Here is a 20,349-nt window from a genome sequence, read left to right as displayed (position 1 = left end):
TCCGACACATGATCGGAGATTGGCTCGTGTTCCTTCTTATCCAACCCTATCAGTATTATCGGTACGCAGGCCTGCTGGAGCAGTCGTTCCGATTGCGGAAGCGGGTTTTTCACGATTGTCTTGGCTGGCAGGTTGATGTGCATCACGGCCTTGAACGGGACGCTTATGACGGTCTAGGAGCCGTTTACCTGGTCTGGTGTGACAAGGACGCGCACCATCTCTATGGCACGGTACGGCTCATGCCGACGACAGGGCCGACATTGCTGCATGATGTGTTCAGGCGAACTTTGCCGGCAAAGGATCTGGTGTCTCCAGCCACATGGGAAGGCACACGAATGTGCCTTGATGTCGACCTCCTCAGAGCGTCTCAACCGACGCTCAGCCCATCTAGAGCGTTTGGGTTCCTTTTGCTGGCCCTGTTCGAATGCGCCTTCGCGCATGGCATCAAAACACTTGTGTCGAACTACGAGCCGCCAATGGAGAGAGTATACCGGCGAGCGGGATTGAGAGTAACGGAGATTGGCCGTGCCGATGGTTACGGCCGGCTCCCGGTGTGTTGTGGCGTGTTCGCCGTTTCAGACGAAACTCTCAATCAGATGCGAACAGTCCTTCGGGTTGCGCAACCTCTATACAGGCGATTTTTGCCAGCGGCGTCAGAAGCGGCCGCAGGGCAAACGCCTCAAGGCTCGGACGACATCAAACCTCTTAGAAAAACGGAGATCTTCTGGACCTGCAACGCAGCCCGCAGCCAGACGTGTCTCTCACGGATGGGAGGAAAATACCTCGGATGAAACTCTGGCTACACAAATTGATCGATACAACCTCCATGATGAAAACAAGCCGAGCGGCTGCAGAACTACTCGATCACCTGGCCCAAGAGCTGGGGTTTGACTATTATCATGCGCTGACTGTCCGTCATCCCGGGTTTAGGAACTCCGTCTTGTCGAATGCTCCCGAGGCGTGGCTGGACCAATATCGGCAGGGGCATTTCGACAGGATCGATCCAATCCTGGACCGCACACGTGAAATAATGGCACCATTCGTCTTTGATTTTGAGCATGAGGGAAAAGTCGCGCGCGGAGCCTACCAGACCTTCTATTCCAGTGCCGACGAGGCGGGCATCAGGGCCGGCATATGCATGCCCGTGATGGCGCCTTTCGGCGATTTGTTCACCCTCTCACTTTTCACCGGCGACGTAACATTGCCCCACAAATACCAATTACAGCCTGTTCTGAGTGCAAACGCTGTGGCATTACTCCACATGTGCGTGGAGGCAACCGAGGCCGCATCGATCAGAGCACCGGCCATCGAACTGACGGCGCGGCAGTCAATGGTGCTCAAGTGGGCCGCCGAAGGAAAAACGACCCAGGAGATAGCGCTCCTTGAGAACATGACACACCATACTGTCAATTTTCATATGAAAAACATTCGACAGAAACTTAAGACCGTTACCCTCCCCCAGACAACCGCATTGGCAACAAAGCTGAAACTGATTTAAGCCGTGGGCTTCTGCAAACCACTGAGATAAATCTTCAATAGTGGAAGGAATTGCATTTATAGGGAAGTAGCTGTCGCCGGTGTGGACGACTTGCCCCAAATTCGTGGTAATCCAGTGGGCGGCGTCTCGCAGACGCGGACATTCGTACAGCGCTCTTGCTCTAAGTCCGTGTCACTTTCGTTTTCCTCGCCGGATGAAGCGGACAAGGCGGCGCAGGCGAAAGCCCTCAAGCTTGGCGAGGGCAGCACATTGGTCACGGTCATCGTTGATACCTCGATCTGCGCCGGCGCTCCGCTGCAATACGCCGGCATTCGACCGGCCCTCGATGGCGTGCCCTACATCATCGACACAGCCACGCACAGATTTGGCGCGAATGGCACCTTCACCACCGATGTTTTCAGCAAGCTCTACGATGGCAAATCATCGACTAAAGGAGATAATGGGCGCGCCTTTCGGCGACCGTCTTACGTAAGGGCCAGATTGATGGCATGAATGCACTGTTCTGGTGCTGGGGCTCTCACAAAATTCGCGCTCAGGATAGCGGCAATAAGACGGCCGGCAACGCCCTGCTTTACGCCTTCGATTTTCTCCTCGACGGGCGCGAGCTGCCGTACAGGAGCCGCCGCCACCTGCTTGAAGAAATGCTGGCCAGTTATCAGAACGTCGGAAGAAGTCGATAGCGACAATTCCGGTTTGATGTTGGAACATACTTGTCGCCTCGGGCTGGAAGGGATCATCGGCAAAGATCGAAACAGCCCCTACCGAAGCGGAAGAACCGGAGACTGTATTAAGGCGAAATGCGTTCAGTCAGAGCCGTTCATCATCGTTGGATATGAACCTTATATGGCGGCCAACGGCGGGTTCGCATCACTGTTGCTGGCCGCCTATGACGGTGACGAGTTGCGCTATGTTGGAAGTGTTGGCACGGGCTTTAAAGAGCGCGCGGCAAACGAGCTGCGGAGGGTGTTCGACAAACTATCGTGGCGGAAGAAAAAGCCGCCCGTGGCCTATGCCGGCCGGCGTGAGGTCGTTTGGATGCAGCCGACTCTTATTGCCGAAATCGAATTCCGCCAGATGACGCCAGATCGAAAGCTACGCCACGCACCTTACAAGGGGCTTAGGGAACGACAGGATAACGCGGAGGTGTGAGTAATCCCGAACGACACTTTTTACTTGGGTGGGGCAGGGTTGCCTGTCGAGCGATTTTCATAAGGAGAGTCAGGCAAAGATTTATTGCTGGATAAACCGAGCATTAGAGTTGCAGGATGCCTTGAATCAGCGTGTATTCCCCAATCATGTTGTTAAACTTGTCACTCTCTACGATTAGGCATGTGTCGGCCGAGATCGTTGTTACTTAAGAGCAGGTAGTCCGATTGACCCTTTTCAGCAACTCTCTAGTCAAACGTTTTTGGTCGGCATCCAAGGTTAGGCCGGATACCAGATTTGTTGACCTAGCTCCCACGAACAATGCTGATCGGAGCGGCATATACGCTGCGGCCCTCAATGCTGCGATGGGTAAGAAAGGCGTTTTCAATATCGCTCTCACTGGGCCGTACGGATCTGGCAAAAGCAGCGTGATTAAATCATTTCTCGAGTCATATCCTAGACAAGCACTGCCCTTATCGCTCGCTTCTTTTATTCCTGAAGGCGAAGCGCCGGGAAAAGGGCCAAGCAAACAGGAGATTGAGCGAAGTATCCTGCAGCAGATCTTATACGGGGCCGATGCTAATAGGCTACCGCACTCGCGCTTCAAGCGGATACAGACACCAAACAAGTGGTCGGCTCTCAGCTCTTTGGGGCTTTGTGTCGGCGTATTCTCCATCTGGTACCTTCTCACAAACATATCAGACGTAACGACCGGCGCGTATTTTAAGCCACTCGAATGGTCGAAATGGTTCAACTACCTTGCTTTCCTCGTTGGTACGACCTGTCTGTGGTGGCTTGTTCATGGAGTCTACGTTAAGAGCTTTGGTGTCTCGCTTAAGAGCGTGTCGCTGAAAGACATACAGATTGCTCCAAATGCCGCTGACCAAGAGTCAATTCTCAACCGGCATCTCGATGAGATCATCTATTTCTTTCAATCGACGGAGTACGATCTCGTAGTGATCGAAGATTTGGATCGATTCGAAAATCCGGATATCTTTGTTACGCTGCGCGAAATCAACGGACTGGTGAACGCGAACGCTGGCGTGCATCGCCGCGTTCGATTTCTATATGCTCTCCGCGACGATATCTTCGTTAACACAGACCGAACGAAGTTTTTTGAGTTTATCATTCCGATTATTCCGATAATAAATCACTCGAATTCGGTCGATAAAGTTCTGGCGCATATCAATCGCACTGGTCTGGCAAAACGTCTCGAGCCTCGTTTTGTGCGGGAGGTTTCGCGATATCTGGACGACATGAGGCTGATCGGAAATATCTTTAACGAGTACGTCATCTATTCCGAAAATCTGAGTACGGATGGCGAAGGTGTTCTTGATACCAACAAGTTGCTCGCCGTACTGATCTATAAAAACGTCATGCCGAAGGATTTTGCGGATCTTCACCGCCAAGACGGTGTGCTTGCCAAAATTTTGAGCCGTTACGAAGAGTTCATTGCGAGAGCCGAAAGCAAAATACGAACCAACCTGGCCGAACTCCAAGCTGAAGTCGACCGTGCAGAAGCTCATAAAGTGAGGGACGTCGAGGATCTTCGTAGAATTTACGCCATGGCCATCGTCGCGCGCGTTCCTGCAAATATGACGCTCCTCAATACAGAGTTTGGCCAAATTCCGCTTGGCAGAATCCCAGAACACCCAGAATTCGAAAAATTGCTTGCGATGACTTCGATACCTACGCTCAATCTGAATGGGTATCAGGCTACCGTCCAGATGCAAGGCTTGGAAGCGTCAGTCGATCCCACAGCAACATACACCCAGCGCAAGAACGCGATTGAGCACCAGTCGGCAGGATTCAAGGAGAAAATGGCTGAAGAGACACGCAGATTAAAGCGTGATATTTCGTTGTTGCGAATGAAGAAGTTTAATGAAGTCGTCAGGGAAAGCTCCGAACTCAGCGAAGAGGTGTTTGCGGAAGTCGGTGAGAACAGAGACTTGCTGAGATATCTTATTCTGGAAGGGCATCTTGATGATACTTACTACCAGTACATCTCACTCTTCCATGGCGAACGCCTCTCCCCTTACGACCATAGATTTCTTGTTCAAATCCGCAGCTATACGAACCCCGGTCCAGATTTCCAGTTGGACAATGTCTCTGAAGTTATTTCATCAATGCGCGAGGATGATTTCGGCCGAGAATATGTGTTAAACCGGCACATCATGGATTACCTGCTGGAGAATTATGAACAGAATACTACGCGTATTGAGGCAGCGAATGAATTTATCAAGGACCATTTGAGCGAGTGCGACGAGTTTTTCTCAAGCTACTATACAAGAGGTAAACTCATTGCCGAGCTTGTGTCGATGCTTGTGATCAAGTGGCCCAGTTTCCCTGCCGTCGCTTTGAAAAGCTCGCAAGCTGCGGCTCACGCAGCTAGAATGCTCGCATTCGCTCCCGAAGAGTTGTTCGCTCCACGGAACCCTGCCGGTGTAGCATTATCTCGGTTTCTCTCTGAAAACCTGAGCTTTGTTCTCCATGAGAAAGTCTACTTCGAATTTAAACGTCTAAAGGCGATCGAAGTTTGCGTAGCCGATCTTTCAACTTTGGCTGATTTTAAGGAGGTCGCCTCTTTCGTCGTAGCCGAGCAACTCTATCAAATATCTATCGAGAATATCCGGCATGTTATGCAACACGTTGTTGTGTACCCTGAACTCACCGGCCTTGAAACGCAAAACTTCACCTCGATACGCAGAGCGAATGACAAAGCACTTCTGACGCACATAGAGGCAAATTTTGAAACTTATCTCACTGATGTATTGCTACAGTTGGAATCAAACAAATTAGAAGATGAGGCGTCAGTGATCGATGTACTGAGCCGAGAGGAAACGGATTTCGACAGTCGGGCCCAGTTTCTTGAAATGCAATCCACTGTCCTTAACTCGCTCGAGGCAGTCCCAGAAGCATTCTATGACTTACTGCTGAATGGGCGTAAAATCCGAAGCACTTGGAAAAATTGCCTGACTTACCTTTCAAGTGAGGCGTTTGATGAACAAGTGTTAACCGCTTATTTGCAACCCGGTGAACCTGCTGAAGTTCTTTCCCGAACGCAAGTGCCAGATGGACCGGAATGGTTCAAACTTCGACAGTTTCTGATCGATAGCGATAGCTTGCAGGATGAGGTGTACAATTCGTACGTTCGCAACCTTCCGAAACCGTTCACAAAACTCCCGGCAGTCAGATCTGAGAAAGTCAAAATCTTGATAAGGGCGCGCAAGCTCGTTTTCTCGAAAGAAAATTATGAAAAGATGGAGAAACGCCTTTCCGTTCTTTTCATAGCGACAAATTTTGACAGCTATTGGAGCAAACGCCAAGACCTCTTAGTAGACGATAGCTTCCGCGAAGATCTTTTGAAAGAAGCCATTTCCGACGCACAAAAACTTCAGGTCATTTCCGAAATTGATCCAAGTTTCGTGGTTAGCCATCCATCAGTTGCCGCATCGATAGCTCCTGTCCTAAATCGCTTGCCTATTGCGCCGGGGGATTACAATGCTGATTTCATTCGAGCTGTTATCCTAAATTCCCGAGAAGAAGAATCGCGTATATCCCTCTTCAACAAGCTGGAGGGGGAGCTTAGTCCCGTAGAGATACGCGGTATTCTCGAGGCGTCGCCACCTCCATACAGCGACATTGCGATCCCCGGAAAGAATCCGAGGATCGATAGAACAGATACTAACGTGCAGTTTGCCTCGTGTAAGCGGCAAGCTGACCCCATCTGGCGTCAGTAGCGCGGGCTCAGCTATTGAGTAATGACTATTCACCAGCTGTGAGCTTCTATGTCTGCGCCTATCTCTGGAACTAGAAACTTTCATATGATCGAGGCCGTTCCGGAACGTTTTGAGGGCGCGCCGCGGCAGTTTCGGCGGCGTTGGTCCGATGATTTCAAGGAGCGAGCGGTGGCTGAGGCGATGGAGCCTGGAGCGAGTGTCTCGGCAATTGCGCGTCGCATCGGCATACATCCATCACAATTATTCGGCTGGCGTCGTGATGCTCGCGCCGAACAAGGGGGCTCTTCGGTGCCTGCGTCTGTCGAGGCGGATTTGGGGCCGGTTTGCGCGCGGGCGGTGATCGAGGTGGTTATCGGCGACGTAATTATCCGGGCGGGGGTGGATGCCGATGAAGCACACCTCAGTCGCGTGATCCGAGCGGTGCGGTCGGCATGATCCCGTCGAACGTGAAAGTCTTTCTGGCGAGCCATCCGATCGACTTCCGTAAGGGACCTGACAGCTTGCTATCACTGGTTCGAGATGCTGGCAGTGATCCGTTCAACGGAGCTCTTTATGTCTTCCGGGCGAAACGAGCAGACCGTATCAAGATCGTATGGTGGGATGGCTCCGGCGTTTGCCTTTACGCCAAGCGGCTGGAGAAAGCCCAGTTCTGCTGGCCGCGCATCGGACACAGCCGGGTCCAGCTCAACAATGCCCAGCTTCTGGCTTTGGTGGATGGAATGGACTGGAAACGCGTTCGATCAACACCCATCAAGCCACCAGAGATTGTTGGGTAAAACCCCTGCGGCGAATTGAATCATGCACCTGAAACTGCGGGCGGATCACAGCAAAATATGCTCTGATCATACCCATGACGCGACCCGATATAGAGCTCCCGGATGATGTAGAGGCACTCAAGGCCATGGTTCTTGCCATGGCCGAAAAGGCCGCTCGCGTCGAGGCTTTGGAAAAGCAGGTCGATGATCTCGAGGCCCGAAATGCTGATGCCGATGAGCGCATCGAGCGGCTGACACAGATCCTGAAAGCTTTTGACCGCGCGCGCTTCGGACGGCGTTCAGAGAAACTTGCAGCGGCCAGTGTTGATGACGAGCAGCATGCTTTTGTCTTTGAGGAGATCGAGACCGGTATTGCGGCGATCAGGGCCAAGGTTACGAGTGGCATCAACAAAGATGGCAAACGTCAACCGAGGCCACGCAAGGGCTTTGCGGCGCATCTGGAGCGTATCGAGGTGGTGATCGAGCCGGAAGATTTGCCGGAGCATGCGGGTAAGACCAAAATCCTGATCGGAGAGGACATATCCGAACGCTTGGATGTCGTTGCAGCGAAGTTCCGTGTCATTGTTACGCGCCGTCCCAAATACGCTTTTAAGAACGAAGACGGCGTGATCCAGGCTGCGGCCCCGACACATATCATTGAGGCGGGCATTCCAACAGAAGCGCTTCTGGCTCAGATCGCCGTGTCCAAATATGCCGATGGCCTACCACTCTATCGGCAGGAGGCGATTTACGCCCGCGACAAGGTCGAACTCGACCGCAGGCTCATGGCTCAATGGATGGGAAAGCTGGGGTTCGAGCTCGACATCCTCGCCGATTACATCCTGAACGAAATCAAGAAGGCGGAACGAATATTTGCCGACGAGACGACCCTGCCGACACTGGCGCCTGGGTCCGGGTCGGCGAAAACCGCATGGCTGTGGGCCTATGCCAGGGATGACCGACCGTTCGGAGGCAATGGCCCGCCCATGGTGGCCTATCGCTTCGAAGACAGTCGGGCGACCGACTGCGTGGCACGGCACCTCAGCGGCTATCGCGGGATTCTGCAGGTTGACGGGTACGGGGCCTACAGCAAGCTTGTCCGCAAGGACGGCGGCAACGACGGCGTTGTTCTGGCTGGCTGCTGGGCACATAGCCGTCGCAAGTTCTATGAATTGCATATCGCGAAAAGCTCCAAGGTGGCAACAGAGACCCTCGAGCGAATGGCAACGCTCTGGGAAATAGAAGATACCGTCCGTGGTCAAAGCCCTGAGGCGCGTGTCGCTGCCCGACAAGAACGCTCGGCGGCGATAGTCCGTGACCTCTTCACTCTCTGGCAGACGACTTTGCCGCGAGTATCAGGCAAATCCAAACTCGCCGAAGCTCTACGGTACTCGATCAAGCGTCGTGACGTCTTCGAGCTGCAGACTGCAAAGATGAATTCTGTCGATCCCCAGGCTTGGCTGACGCAGACGCTCGAGCGCCTCGCAAATGGCTGGCCTAGCAGCGAAATCCATACTCTTATGCCGTGGAGCTACAAGGCCTGAACGGCGTCAGCTTGCCGCTTACAATGCATTTCCTCGATGAAGGACTCTACAGGGGACCTATTAGCGGCGCTTCATTTATCACGAACTCAAAAAAGCCTGCCTAGGAAAGACCTAGCCTACGTGCATTTTCCTCAGCAAACCAATCGACGGCTCTTTGCGGCCCGTTAGCAATTGAACTAGTGCGTATAGCGGCGCCGACATAGACCCGCCGACCATCCTTGATGCCGCTTTAAGGGCCCGACCTGCTTCTACAAAGCACCCTGATGTGTAGGCGCTATCCCTCGCGGAAGGGGCCACCAGTGATCCTGAACAATGTTTCGCTATAAGGTAGGCGCAGCAAGATCTTACCATTCTCAGCTATCGCGCCGAGCGCTCCGGCTCGACAAAGAAGACTTACTCCACCTTGGTGCCGATTGCATATGGCGTCTGGGCTATCAATCAATCGAATGTTGCCCACGCCGGCAACAACGATTGTTGCGCCCTCAGGAAGCGCGCCTATTGGCTGAACAACGATTATCCTAACCCGCCCAGCCATATTCCTATAGATGCGATAACGATCACTGCGAGCGCCAACAGCAATTTCATTCTTGTCCCCCGACTTTGGAGAGCAAGATGGTTTAGCCTGGCGGCATGGTCAAGCTGTCTGACCTGCGTATCTCAGCGAAAAGTTACCCCTTCATGCAGGTTAGTTGCCACTGATCGCGGAACACGCCGATCGCTCGATCTTTGCTTTCTTGCATGTTGAAAAACGGGACCTCGTAGGCGTCCATTATCATCTTTCGAAAACCTGGGCCGACCTTATCGTTGCCCTTTGGTATAACGACGTCCAGGGTGCTCTGTAGGGACTTGCCACCCTGTCTGCGCTCCATGACATTTTCCGCTATCCTGCCTACAGCAGCGCATTCCTCGTCTGTCTCAGCCAACGCTGCGGTGCTTAACCCGCTCATCGTAGTGAGCAATATCGCAACGGTGCTGATTGTCTTGTTCATAGCCTACCCCCAAATTCAGGGTAGCAAAATGATCGAGGCATGAGGGCTGGTCAAGTGCGATCGCGCAACCGGACGCCTGGTCCGTTGCCGTTAGACGGGATGAAGATAATTCCGAAATCCAGCAAGGCCTGCACTACAGCAGCGACGTTGTTAGTCATACCGCTGATAGTGCCTTCGCTCGCCTCCATTCTCTTCAAGGTGGGTATCGATATTCTTGCCGCTGCCGCAATCTCAGCCTGCGTTTTCCCAATCAGCGTTCTTGCTGCCGCCAACTGCCGGCCAGATAAACGGTTTTGATCCATTTGTATCATTCTAATCTTTTAGTGTTGACAAACAAGGTTAATTGATCTAAAGGTATCACTAAGATACAAATGACACAACAAGGAACGCGTGATATGGTTAGCGAGTCCCAAACAGATACGGTTAACGAGTCCTTCATCTCCCGCATGACCCGCCTCTTCGCTGAGCTTCACACGATCGGTGAGCGCGTCGGTGAAATGCCGGATGATGCGATGGATCACATAACTGAAGCCCACTGGATCGTCTCTAGGGCCATCATCGACGCGCCGGTCATCTGTGAGGCGGACGTTGCCGGCAAACTACGGCATGCAGCCCTGCTGGTTGAGTGCCCCCACGGAGAGTACCAAGATGAACAGCCTGCAATCGCGGCCGCTCTGAACGGCCTACAGCGTCTTCGCAAAGAGGAATGGGCCGAAGCCGTGAAGGCAGCGAAACGCCGCTCCTGACAGTTCCCTGTGCCAGCCATCCGCATTTCGGGCTGGCCACCTTGCCGGTGTGCGCCTTCGGGCTGCACCCGGTCCTTTATTCCAGCTGCCAATGCCCCCGGCCTAAGAGGCCTCACCAGCTGCACCACGCGCTCCGCCACTGCGCGGGCCGGGGGTGGTAATCAAATAACCGAGGAGACCTTCATGATTTCAGCCATCCTGTGCATGGCAATCGCCGTGTTTTTCGCAGCCTCAATCTTGATGATGATATTGGTGGTTGCCGACGCCCACCCGGACGGCGCAGCGGTAAAGGCGAGTATGTGGACAATGGTAGGAGCGGCGACGTTACTCGGCGGCCTATTGATTGGAATGATGCTGGTGCAGGCCGCAAGCGCTACCTGATTCCACGCCACCACAGCGCCAAGAAGGCCCGCCAGAATCACCAACTGGTGGGTTTTCGCTATCTGGACGACACATCCACAGCGGAAAACGCGCCGGCCAAGTTATGACAAGCGGCGAAAAGATCCAAATTATGCAATGAAAACAAGCGTCATGGCGGAGAGGATGGGATTCGAACCCACGATACGCTTTTGACGTATACTCCCTTAGCAGGGGAGCGCCTTCGACCACTCGGCCACCTCTCCGGTGCGGCCTGATTATTGCTTTAAAAAAATGAATGCAAGGGTTTTTCGCCAAGAAGCTGAAAAACCTGTTGGCCGAACACCCGCCAGCGAAACTTTGCGGGCCATTGGGGAACTTCTTCTCTTCCGGCACGTTCTGGCTTCGGTAACAAAAAGAGGTGTTCTAATGGCTCAGACCAAACTGAATGTTGTCGAAGATACGATCGAAAACCAGATTGCGGAGTTGCGTTCGCAGATTTCGTCTCTCTCCAAGTCCGTTTCCGCTCGTGCGGAAGGCGTTGGTGAAGATGCATCCGAATTTCTGGACGAGGCTCGTGGCCGCGTTCGCAAGGCGGCAAGCAATGTGCGCGCCCAGGGCCAGAACGTTGTGGAAGCAGTCAAGGAAAACCCCGGCACTGCAACCTCGCTGCTGACGATCGTCGGCGCACTCGGCTTTGCGATCGGTTATGCGGTCGGCGCTGGTACTCAGCAGAGTTCTTCGAACAGCAGCCTTTATCGCTGGCGCTGATTGCCGCACTAGAGGCTAGAATTCAGGCAAGGCGGGATACGTTCCGCCTTGCCTGTTCGCATTTATTTCAGAAAATTGACGAACGGGGGGCGGAAATGGTGTTCAGCAGCGATCTTGAAGAAGCATTGTCGGATTTCGCGAGAGATCACGGCATTGACAGGGATGAGGCTATACAGCGCATCGTCCGCGCCGCACTCATCAATAGCGGTTATCTCGCTTCCGGCGAAGAAGGCATTCCGCCGGAAAAGCTGAACGCCAGCAACGATGACTAAGACTCAATATCCGGATTTGGATGGCGCAGGCGCTGCGCCGCCCTTGTAGCGACGGGATAGCGCACGCAGTGTATTGGAAAACTCCGTGACATCGGCGCCAACAGCCACGAAAGATGCGCCGAGTTCCAGATAACGGCGATTGAAGGTCTCGTTGAAGGTGAGAATGCCCGCAGCTTTGCCGGCCGCGACGATCTTGACGATCGCTGCCTCGATTACGGCCTGCACTTCCGGCTCGTCCAGCCTGCCGAGATAGCCCATATCCGCAGCAAGATCGGCCGGGCCTATGAAAATGCCGTCCACACCTTCCACCGCAAGAATATTGTCGAGATCATTGATCGCGGCGCGCGTTTCGGCCTGCACCAGCAGGCACACGCTGTCGGACGCACTGTCGGCATAATCGGTTATGGTGTTGAAGGCTGAGGCGCGGGCAACCGCCGCCCCCATGCCGCGAATGCCGCGCGGCGGATAGTGCATCGCACTGACCAAAGCTTCAGCCTGCGCCGCCGAATCGACCATGGGCACCAGAAGCGTGCGGGCGCCTGCGTCCAGCAGCTGCTTGATCATCCAGCTTTCGCCAACGGGCACACGCACCACCGGTTCGGCGGGCGATGTGGCGAGAGCGCGCAATTGGTCGATGATGCTGCGAAGATCGTTCGGGCCGTGCTCACCATCGATGACCAGCCAGTCGAAACCCGCTGTTCCGGCAATTTCCGCCGTGATGGCCTCACCCATATCGAGCCAGAGGCCGATTTGCGGCCTGCCAGCGTGGATGGCTGTTTTGAAACGATTTTCGGGAGCGGGCATGATGTCCTCAGGAAAGCAGTAATTTCAGATCGGCGGACGGGTCCGCCAGGATGGCGCGATCCGGCTCAGCGCCGGTATCGAGCAGTTTTTTGCCGGAAACATAGGCCTTTGCATCGTTGACGGCATCAACCGCCACGAATCGCCCGTCGCGGAAATACCAGACTGACCAGCTGCCTTCGCGCGCGCCGGGCCGCAGCACCGTCTCGTCATAACCGAGGTTGAAGCCGGCGATCTGCAGCTTTACCTCGTATTGATCCGACCAGAACCAGGGTTTGGCATCATAGGCGACTTCAGCGCCTGCCAGTACGTGAGCGGCGGCCTCGGCCTGATCAACCGCGTTCTGGACTGATTCGAGACGCACAAGCTGGCTCCGCCACGGCAGCAACGCGCAATCCCCCACCGCGTGGATATCCTTGTCCGAGCTGCGGGTGTGTTCATCCACCACGATGCCATTGCCGACATCGAGGCCCGATTCGCGGGCAAGGCGATCGTTCGGGGTTACGCCAATGCCGACGATGACGAAATCCACGTCAAGCACCGAACCATCGGAAAGCTCGGCAGCGGCCACCCGGCCATCCATGCCGACGAGCCGCACGAGGCCGGTCTTTTCGCGGATGGAGACGCCGTGCTCCTGATGGATGCCGCGCATGATATCGGCGGTTTCCTTTGCCGCCACGCGCTGGAGAATGCGGTCGGCCATTTCGATCAGCGTGACCTCGAGACCGAGCTTGTGGGCGACGGCTGCCGCTTCCAGACCGATATAACCACCGCCGATAACCAGCAGCCTGCGGCCGGGTTTCATTTCCTCAAACAGCCGGTCAGCATCGCGCTTGTCGCGAACGGTCAGAACCCCTTCGAGATCGCCGCCGATGCTGGCGGGCAGCTCGCGTGGTGCAGCACCGGTCGCCAGTACCAGCTTGTCGTAGGAAAGCGTGCTGCCATCCTGCATGCGAACGGATTTGGCAGCGCGGTCTATCTCCTCCACGAAGGTGGTGAGCCGGATATCGACATTGTTTTCCGCGTACCACTCCTCAGGGCGAAACATCAGCCGGTCGAAGCTCATCTCGCCTAAAAGGTATTTTTTCGACAGTGGCGGCCGTTGATAAGGATAGGCATCCTCCGAGCCGATGATGGTGATGGGGCGCTCATCCTTCAGCGCCCTGAGCTTTGCCGCCAGCGCGAAAGCGGCCTGCCCCGCCCCGACGATTACCAGCCTTCCCGCCACATTTCACTCCCAGAACAATCGCCAATGGGCAGATTTGCCGCACCCTGCGAAGCCATATTGCGGGATCAGGCGTAACGCCAAGTACGGCCCGCGTCAACCGTACAGCGCCACCAGCCCGGTGCAAGCATGACACATTATCACCCCAGACTGCGACACCCTTGCAACCGGAAGGAGCCGGATGCATTTCCTCAAGGGAAACATCGGCTTCCGACAGGCGGTCTGGCCCATGTCGAGACGCACAACAGACAATTGCGCGGATTTCCTTCACGCACTGGCAAGGAAGCCGCGTTAAAATCGGCATCAGGAAAAGGCAATCCGGGAGGTTGTCATGGCTTTACATATTGATCACCGTCAAAGCGTCCCGCAGGACGAGCAATACGAGAAGTTTCAGATCGACCGGCCCGGAAAGATCACCTTCATCGGGCATCACCTCAGCGCCAAGGATACCATGCGCTGCCTGGTGCGCAGCATCTCGCTTTTTGGCGCAGAGATCGAGGTCAGCCCGCATCTGGAGATGCCCACCAACTTCTATCTGGAAATTCTCGGCATTCGCGATGAGATCGGCTGCAACCTGATCCGCAGGGAAGAGGAAAAGGTCACCATCGGATTCAACATGTTGATCGACGCGGAGTTCCTGCACCATGTGCGCAGGCTGAGTTTCGAGACCAGCGTCTGAGCCGCATCGACCGATTAGCGGCCGAGTTTTTCTCTCACGGCGCGACGGTGGAAAAAACTGTTCCAAAACAGCCATCCGGTAACCGGGCGCGACTTGCGTCCGGTTTTTTTGCACCTATTGTGTGCCGGGTTTTCAAACAGGTACTGGAAATCTCAGCCAATGTCCGCTTTCTCACGTCTTACGCCGCTAGCCGTCTCTCTTCCCTCAACCGTTCCCTTCGTCGGCCCGGAAGCCATCGAGCGGGGCCGCGGCCTGAAGGTGGAAGCGCGGATAGGCGCCAATGAAAGCGGGTTCGGTCCTGCCCCATCCGTGCTTATGGCCATGCGGGATGCTGCGGCCGAGACCTGGATGTATAACGATCCGGAAAATTTCGAACTGAAGGAAGCACTCGCCATCCACCACGGCGTTTCGCGTGGCAATATCGCCATTGGCGGCGGTGTCGATGGTTTGCTGGGTGAGATCGCCAGGCTAATCGTTGAGCCGGGAACGCCGGTGGTCACCTCGCTCGGCGGTTATCCTACCTTCAATTACCATGTGAACGGCTTTGGCGGAAAACTCGTGACCACGCCATATGTCGACGATCACGAGAACCTCGACGGGCTTCTCGATCTCGTCATCCGGGAAAATGCACCGCTGGTCTATTTCGCCAATCCCGACAATCCGATGGGAAGCTGGTGGGAGGCAAGCGAGGTCGTGGCCTTTGCCCGTGCGCTGCCGGAAACCTGCCTGCTCATTCTGGACGAGGCCTATTGCGAGACCGCACCTGCCAGCGCCGTGCCAAGCATCGACGCCCTTATCGGCCAGCCGAACATCCTGCGCATGCGGACTTTCTCGAAAGCCTACGGGCTTGCTGGCGCCCGCGTGGGGTATGCCATCGGCACGCTCGGCAATGTCGAAGCCTTCGACAAGATCCGCAATCATTTCGGCATGGCACGCGTTTCGGTCGCCGGCGCATTGGCGGCGCTGAAGGATCAGGCCTATCTGCATGACGTCGTTGGAAAAATTGCGGTGGCTCGAGATCGCATTTCCGCGATTGCCCGCAATAACGGCCTCTCGCCCCTGCCGTCGGCAACCAATTTCGTCACCATCGATTGCCAGCGCGACGGCACTTACGCCCGCGCCATCGTCGACGGCTTGATGGAACATGGCGTGTTCATCCGCATGCCGGGCGTGGCGCCGCTCAACCGCTGCATTCGTGTGAGTGTGGGACCTGATGACAAGCTTGATCTTTTTGAACAGGCATTGCCGAAGGTCATCAAGGCGCTGGGTTGAGGTTTCGCGTGCCTTCTCATTCCTGTTCTTGTCACAGGAATCCAGCCAGCCCAAGTCCTTGGGCTGAAAGGAATCTTTCGCCATACGGACGTCTGCCGGCCAGATTCCTGTGAGAAGCAAAGGGATGAGGGTGGCGAGCCAGGCGGCATATAGCGCGATCGAACATTGCGTGCATCGATTCAACATCCTCTGACAAACCCCTGTTCGCGAATCGTTTTCCATCAACCGACATCGCAAGACATAAGAAAACCGCGCCGGCCTTGTTCCTGCCGGTCGCGGTTTGATGTGTCAGCGCAAAAGCTCCTTTTCAAAGCCCTCGCCGCATTCCCCTTCGGGTTTACTTTCGTTTGTACCGGTCATCGGGACTGGAGGGAACCGGACCGGAAATTCTGTCGCGGATAAGGTGCGTCAGTGCATCGTCATCCAGTCGCGTGCGGCACGCAGCGCTTCGGCCAGTTCCGCCTTGGTCATGTTGCGGGCAAGATCTGCTCGCAGCGAAGCGGCTCTTTCCGATCCGCGGATCGCGGCGATGTTGAGCCATTTGTGGGCCGCGACCAGATCCACCTTGCATCCCCGGCCGGTCGCATAGACCAGGCCGAGATTGCAAAGGGTGTCGGCGCGGGTTTCGCCACCGGCAACTGCCATTTCGATATCGCGAATTTCAAAGCGTGCCATCGTTTTAATCCCTGTCTTCTCGCCTGTTTCATCAAGTGCCTTCTTGTCGAGGCTAACCTTTGGAACTGCCGTCTTTTGCGGCTTTTTTGTTCTTCCGGCCGGCAGGTTTTCCCTGCGCTTTTGATGACCCCAATATGTCATGAGGCTTTCAACGGGCGCTTAAAAGGCATGATTAATGGGCCGCAAACAAACTGCAAACGATTGGTAAAATTGGGTTTTTGTTAAATATCACGAGGTGCGGAAATTAAGGACTTTCGAGCGAATTTTACGAAAACTTTAGAATTGGATTTCAACCCTTCATTCACCACGATCCAAACAACGGTTTTTTGAATTGCCCCTCTCCCGCTCTCCTGACCGACGCAAATGCCGTCTCGCAGCTGGAATTTTCTGTTTCCTTTTACGTGAACGTCAAATACTATCCGCATGCCCGTGCGGAGGACGAAACGGGCAAAGAAAGCGCGACATGGACGGAGGAGTTTTTATGAAGCGTGTGATGATGATTGCCGCAGGCCTGCTGATCGGCAGCAACCTTGCTTTTGCTGCTGAGCCCATTGAAGGCAACTGGAAGACGGCGAGCGGCGAGACAGCCGTAATCGGCCCCTGCGGCGCAGCTTTCTGCGTGACGCTGAAGACAGGCAAACATGCGGGAAAACAGATCGGCAAGCTTTCCGGCAAGGGAAACAGCTATTCGGGCGATATTACCGATCCCGCCAATGACAAGACCTATAGCGGCTCCGGCACCGTTTCCGGCAATTCGCTGAGTATGAAGGGCTGCGTGCTGAAAATCCTGTGCAAATCCCAGACCTGGACGCGGTTGTGAGATAAGATGCGGCGGACAGGCTTGTAACAGCCTGTCCGTCGTCGCAGACGGACGTCGTGTGTAACGCATATATCCGTTGATGTATCGTCGCGGCCCGAACGAACACTCTTAAGAGCGACGCATGCCTGCCACCCTTTCCATAATCCTGATTTCGGGTACGTCCCATGTCGGCAAAAGCACCCTAGCCGGCCTGTTAAGCGAAAAGCTCCACTGCGTGTCAATTTCAACCGACAGCCTGGCACGCCACCCCGGGAGGCCATGGCCGGGCATACCCGCGCCTGTGGAGGAATATTACAGGCAGCTGTCGGCAGAAACGATCCATTGGTTTCTGAAGGTGCATCACCAGAATATCTGGCCGCTTGTGCGCAAGCTGATCGACAGCAAGACAGCCACCGGCAATATCGTCGTCTTCGAGGGCGCGGCATTGCGGCCGGAATTTATAGCGCCCCTGCTGGGCAGAACGGTTGCCGGGGTCTTTCTTCACGCACAGAATGACTTTCTCTCCGACAGAATGCGCGCGCATGCAGAATATAAAGATGCGACGGCGGGCCAGCGCCGGATCATGGACGCCTTCATTGAGCGGTCCCTGCGCGAAAATACCGAAATGCTGGCATCCGCGCGACACCATCACGTTCCGATCGTCGACATCGCCAATCCCGAAGCATTCGATAGCCTCGTCAACGAACTCACAGCCCGTGCGGTAGCCTCTCCGGCGTGATGCAAAAGCAGGCAATTTGAGGCCGCTGAAGCCAGCCACCGCCCTAATTCACACTGGAAGTATCCCGTTAATCTCCCTGAACACCATATGAACCGGGGTCTCAGGGTCCGTTCAGTCCGAGTGTGGCAAAACTCTGTCCATGAACTCCAATAAAGGGGAATGGACATGACAAAGTTGATCAGCCGGCTGGCAATCTTCGCGTTTCTCATGGCGATCTTCGCCATGTCCTTCGCCTCGCTCGTCGTTAATCCCAACCGCAGCTTTCAGCGGGTAAATGCGGGTGCGGCGCTTGCCTGCCAGCACAGCCCGGCACCCGCCGCCAATTGCCCCGTCGTGCTGTGAGGACCGGCCGATGACGACGAGCTTTTCCAACGGCCTGTTTTCCGCACTGCGACTGGTGCTGGTGGCATCGATCTTTCTAGGCCCGGTGGCGGGACTTGCAGTTTACAAGGCAGATCCCCGCCCGGCATCCAAAGGCGCCGGTTTCGTGCTGCTTATGAGCCTGCAACGCGGCGCGCTCGGCTGATATCTAATCGCCCGCCCTTTGCCGCAGCCATTTTTCCGTTTCTTTTCAGTTTCTTCGTATTTCTGTCGCTTGCCTGTCGAAATAGGCCTCCTATAATGGGCCATGACAATAGCAAAACGAACGATTCCGCCCTTCTCCTTCATCAGCCCCGAGCCTTTCGCGCCGCAGACGTTCACGGACCCGAAAGAAGCTGTTGAGGCTTTGACCGCGCTTTACGAACGCAATACGGCGTTCCTCATCAACTCCTTCACCGAACTTGCCAAGGGTGCGCCGATTACCGGCCGCTACCGCGCCTGTTATCCGCAGGTCAGCCTCGAGACATCCACTTTCGGTCATGTCGATTCGCGCCTTTCCTATGGCCATGTCACCTCCCCCGGCGTCTACACGACGACGATCACCCGGCCGGAGCTTTTCCGCCACTACCTGAAAGAGCAGCTGGGGCTTCTGATCAAGAACCACGGCGTTCCTGTGACGGTTGCCGAATCGGCCACGCCCATTCCGCTGCATTTCGCCTTTGGCGAAGGCGCTTATGTCGAGGCGGCGGCGGCATCCTCGCTGTCCGACGTGCCGTTGCGCGATCTTTTCGACACGCCCGATCTCAACAACACCGACGATCTCATTGCCAATGGCGAATATGATCAGGTGCCCGGCGAACCCGCGCCGCTTGCGCCGTTCACCGCGCAGCGCATCGATTATTCGCTGGCCCGCCTCAGCCATTATACGGCAACGAGCGCCAGCCATTTCCAGAACTTCGTGCTGTTCACCAACTACCAGTTCTATATCGACGAATTCGCCGCATGGGCGCGGCAGTTGATGAAGAATGGTGGCGAAGGCTACACGGCCTTCGTGGAGCCGGGTAACATCATCACCCCCGCTGGCTCCGACAGGCCGGATACGGATGCGGTGCTTGGCCGCCTGCCGCAGATGCCAGCCTATCACCTGAAGAAAAAGGGCCATGCCGGCATTACGCTGGTCAATATCGGCGTCGGCCCTTCCAACGCCAAGACGATCACCGACCATATCGCCGTGCTGCGCCCGCATGCCTGGCTGATGGTTGGCCATTGCGCCGGCCTGCGCAACAGCCAGCGCCTTGGCGATTATGTGCTGGCACACGCCTATGTGCGTGAGGATCACGTTCTGGACGACGACCTGCCGGTCTGGGTGCCGATCCCGGCTCTGGCGGAAGTGCAGCTGGCGCTGGAAGGTGCGGTTGCGGAAGTCACCGGTTACGAGGGCTTCGAGCTGAAGCGCATCATGCGTACCGGCACCGTCGCCACGATCGACAACCGCAACTGGGAGCTTCGCGACCAGGCGGGCCCGGTCAAGCGCCTGTCGCAATCGCGCGCCATTGCACTCGACATGGAATCGGCCACCATCGCGGCCAACGGCTTTCGGTTCCGCGTGCCTTACGGCACCCTCCTCTGCGTCTCCGACAAGCCGCTGCACGGCGAATTGAAGCTGCCGGGCATGGCGACGGAGTTCTACCGCACGCAGGTTGCCCAGCATCTGCAGATCGGCATCCGCGCCGTGCAGAAACTCGCCGCCATGCCAACGGAAACGCTGCATTCGCGCAAGCTCAGAAGCTTCTACGAGACGGCGTTCCAGTAAATTTGCGCATCCATGTCCTCAAGGTGGTGATGTTGCTCAGACACCTTGAGGCGCTGCAAAGGCTGGAAACCTCTCCGTCGTCATCCTCCGGCTTGACCTGAGGATCCACCACCGGTCGACTATGGATCCTAGGGTCAAGCCCGAGGATGACGTTGAATTCGGGCCGAGCAAAATAATCCGCTACGCGCGCTGGGGAAGCACCTACAC

At 55.6% G+C, this 20,349-nt stretch carries 23 protein-coding genes, 1 tRNA gene and 1 pseudogene; 19 read left to right on the top strand and 6 right to left on the bottom strand.

Features of this window, described 5'->3' with window-relative positions; all coding sequences use genetic code 11:
• The first annotated feature begins 26 nt into the window (after nt 1-26).
• The 8 genes and pseudogenes from AC1DCP_RS04485 (at nt 27) to tnpC (ending at nt 8,683) form a co-directional block, all read left to right on the top strand.
• Nucleotides 27-791: an acyl-homoserine-lactone synthase gene (locus AC1DCP_RS04485; RefSeq protein WP_111829578.1), complete on the top strand. Its 765-nt coding sequence runs from the start codon at nt 27-29 to the stop codon at nt 789-791.
• Nucleotides 788-1,498, top strand: coding sequence for an autoinducer binding domain-containing protein (locus tag AC1DCP_RS04480; RefSeq protein ID WP_174041416.1), 711 nt, complete (start codon nt 788-790; stop codon nt 1,496-1,498). Before AC1DCP_RS04485 ends, AC1DCP_RS04480 begins: the two co-directional genes overlap by 4 nt.
• 90 nt (nt 1,499-1,588) lie before the next feature.
• The gene (locus tag AC1DCP_RS04475) at nt 1,589-1,990 is read left to right on the top strand and encodes a hypothetical protein (RefSeq protein WP_174041415.1); all 402 of its coding nucleotides are present in this window, start codon (nt 1,589-1,591) and stop codon (nt 1,988-1,990) included.
• 47 nt (nt 1,991-2,037) lie between these two features.
• A pseudogene (locus AC1DCP_RS04470) lies at nt 2,038-2,647 on the top strand (ATP dependent DNA ligase); the annotation flags it as partial.
• 224 nt (nt 2,648-2,871) lie between these two features.
• Entirely contained in the window at nt 2,872-6,384 is a 3,513-nt protein-coding gene (locus tag AC1DCP_RS04465) for a YobI family P-loop NTPase (protein ID WP_476774132.1), read from the top strand.
• Nucleotides 6,385-6,468: 84 nt separating this feature from the next.
• On the top strand, nt 6,469-6,819 hold the full coding sequence (locus AC1DCP_RS04460; protein ID WP_244517169.1) for a transposase: 351 nt from the start codon (nt 6,469-6,471) through the stop codon (nt 6,817-6,819).
• Nucleotides 6,816-7,160, top strand: a complete 345-nt coding sequence (gene tnpB, locus AC1DCP_RS04455) for an IS66 family insertion sequence element accessory protein TnpB (RefSeq protein WP_012478067.1) — start codon at nt 6,816-6,818, stop codon at nt 7,158-7,160. Before AC1DCP_RS04460 ends, tnpB begins: the two co-directional genes overlap by 4 nt.
• Nucleotides 7,161-7,234: 74 nt before the next feature.
• Nucleotides 7,235-8,683 carry an IS66 family transposase gene (gene tnpC, locus AC1DCP_RS04450; RefSeq protein WP_476774131.1) on the top strand — a complete coding sequence of 483 codons (1,449 nt, stop codon included), beginning with the start codon at nt 7,235-7,237 and terminating at the stop codon, nt 8,681-8,683.
• Between the two features lie 668 nt (nt 8,684-9,351).
• Here tnpC and AC1DCP_RS04445 read toward each other — a convergent pair.
• Entirely contained in the window at nt 9,352-9,672 is a 321-nt protein-coding gene (locus AC1DCP_RS04445) for a hypothetical protein (RefSeq protein WP_262514312.1), read from the bottom strand.
• Nucleotides 9,673-9,722: 50 nt separating this feature from the next.
• On the bottom strand, nt 9,723-9,974 hold the full coding sequence (locus AC1DCP_RS04440) for a transcriptional regulator (RefSeq protein ID WP_476774130.1): 252 nt from the start codon (nt 9,972-9,974) through the stop codon (nt 9,723-9,725).
• Between the two features lie 93 nt (nt 9,975-10,067).
• Here AC1DCP_RS04440 and AC1DCP_RS04435 point away from each other — a divergent pair, with 93 nt between their 5' ends.
• Nucleotides 10,068-10,418, top strand: a complete 351-nt coding sequence (locus tag AC1DCP_RS04435; RefSeq protein WP_476774129.1) for a hypothetical protein — start codon at nt 10,068-10,070, stop codon at nt 10,416-10,418.
• Between the two features lie 183 nt (nt 10,419-10,601).
• Complete coding sequence (locus AC1DCP_RS04430) at nt 10,602-10,799, top strand: hypothetical protein (RefSeq protein WP_476774128.1); 198 nt, start codon at nt 10,602-10,604, stop codon at nt 10,797-10,799.
• Between the two features lie 151 nt (nt 10,800-10,950).
• Here the strand turns inward: AC1DCP_RS04430 and AC1DCP_RS04425 are convergent.
• A tRNA-Ser gene (locus tag AC1DCP_RS04425) sits at nt 10,951-11,041 on the bottom strand.
• A gap of 163 nt (nt 11,042-11,204) precedes the next feature.
• Here AC1DCP_RS04425 and AC1DCP_RS04420 point away from each other — a divergent pair.
• Both AC1DCP_RS04420 and AC1DCP_RS04415 read left to right on the top strand, forming a co-directional pair.
• Nucleotides 11,205-11,546 carry a hypothetical protein gene (locus AC1DCP_RS04420; RefSeq protein WP_003512218.1) on the top strand — a complete coding sequence of 114 codons (342 nt, stop codon included), beginning with the start codon at nt 11,205-11,207 and terminating at the stop codon, nt 11,544-11,546.
• Nucleotides 11,547-11,641: 95 nt separating this feature from the next.
• Nucleotides 11,642-11,818, top strand: coding sequence for a hypothetical protein (locus AC1DCP_RS04415; RefSeq protein WP_186438775.1), 177 nt, complete (start codon nt 11,642-11,644; stop codon nt 11,816-11,818).
• 3 nt (nt 11,819-11,821) lie between these two features.
• Here AC1DCP_RS04415 and AC1DCP_RS04410 read toward each other — a convergent pair whose 3' ends face one another.
• Together AC1DCP_RS04410 and AC1DCP_RS04405 are read right to left on the bottom strand one after the other, a co-directional pair.
• Nucleotides 11,822-12,622 (bottom strand): aldolase/citrate lyase family protein, encoded by an 801-nt coding sequence (locus AC1DCP_RS04410; protein ID WP_112152835.1) that lies wholly within the window; start codon nt 12,620-12,622, stop codon nt 11,822-11,824.
• A gap of 7 nt (nt 12,623-12,629) precedes the next feature.
• Complete coding sequence (locus tag AC1DCP_RS04405) at nt 12,630-13,847, bottom strand: NAD(P)/FAD-dependent oxidoreductase (RefSeq protein WP_065688160.1); 1,218 nt, start codon at nt 13,845-13,847, stop codon at nt 12,630-12,632.
• Nucleotides 13,848-14,175: 328 nt separating this feature from the next.
• Between AC1DCP_RS04405 and AC1DCP_RS04400 the strand changes: the two genes are divergently transcribed.
• Both AC1DCP_RS04400 and AC1DCP_RS04395 read left to right on the top strand, forming a co-directional pair.
• Nucleotides 14,176-14,523: a hypothetical protein gene (locus tag AC1DCP_RS04400; protein ID WP_065688159.1), complete on the top strand. Its 348-nt coding sequence runs from the start codon at nt 14,176-14,178 to the stop codon at nt 14,521-14,523.
• A gap of 159 nt (nt 14,524-14,682) precedes the next feature.
• The gene (locus AC1DCP_RS04395) at nt 14,683-15,795 is read left to right on the top strand and encodes a pyridoxal phosphate-dependent aminotransferase (RefSeq protein WP_065688158.1); all 1,113 of its coding nucleotides are present in this window, start codon (nt 14,683-14,685) and stop codon (nt 15,793-15,795) included.
• A 408-nt stretch (nt 15,796-16,203) separates the two neighbouring features.
• Here the strand turns inward: AC1DCP_RS04395 and AC1DCP_RS04390 are convergent, their stop codons facing one another.
• The gene (locus tag AC1DCP_RS04390; protein ID WP_003496982.1) at nt 16,204-16,470 is read right to left on the bottom strand and encodes an SEL1-like repeat protein; all 267 of its coding nucleotides are present in this window, start codon (nt 16,468-16,470) and stop codon (nt 16,204-16,206) included.
• 481 nt (nt 16,471-16,951) lie between these two features.
• Here AC1DCP_RS04390 and AC1DCP_RS04385 point away from each other — a divergent pair, with 481 nt between their 5' ends.
• The 5 genes from AC1DCP_RS04385 to amn all read left to right on the top strand — a co-directional run bounded on the left by AC1DCP_RS04385 (nt 16,952) and on the right by amn (nt 20,142).
• A complete protein-coding gene (locus AC1DCP_RS04385; RefSeq protein WP_013635782.1) occupies nt 16,952-17,290 on the top strand; it encodes a DUF2147 domain-containing protein in 339 nt (112 codons plus the stop codon).
• 121 nt (nt 17,291-17,411) lie between these two features.
• Entirely contained in the window at nt 17,412-18,008 is a 597-nt protein-coding gene (locus tag AC1DCP_RS04380) for an AAA family ATPase (RefSeq protein ID WP_367079062.1), read from the top strand.
• A 159-nt stretch (nt 18,009-18,167) separates the two neighbouring features.
• Nucleotides 18,168-18,350 carry a hypothetical protein gene (locus AC1DCP_RS04375; RefSeq protein ID WP_013635780.1) on the top strand — a complete coding sequence of 61 codons (183 nt, stop codon included), beginning with the start codon at nt 18,168-18,170 and terminating at the stop codon, nt 18,348-18,350.
• A 10-nt stretch (nt 18,351-18,360) separates the two neighbouring features.
• Entirely contained in the window at nt 18,361-18,534 is a 174-nt protein-coding gene (locus AC1DCP_RS04370; protein WP_193559220.1) for a hypothetical protein, read from the top strand.
• A gap of 102 nt (nt 18,535-18,636) precedes the next feature.
• A complete protein-coding gene (gene amn / locus AC1DCP_RS04365) occupies nt 18,637-20,142 on the top strand; it encodes an AMP nucleosidase (protein ID WP_003512205.1) in 1,506 nt (501 codons plus the stop codon).
• The last annotated feature ends 207 nt before the right edge of the window (nt 20,143-20,349 follow it).

This window comes from Agrobacterium sp. 10T429 (genome assembly GCF_056393925.1).
This window is presented reverse-complemented; position numbering and strand designations above follow the sequence as displayed.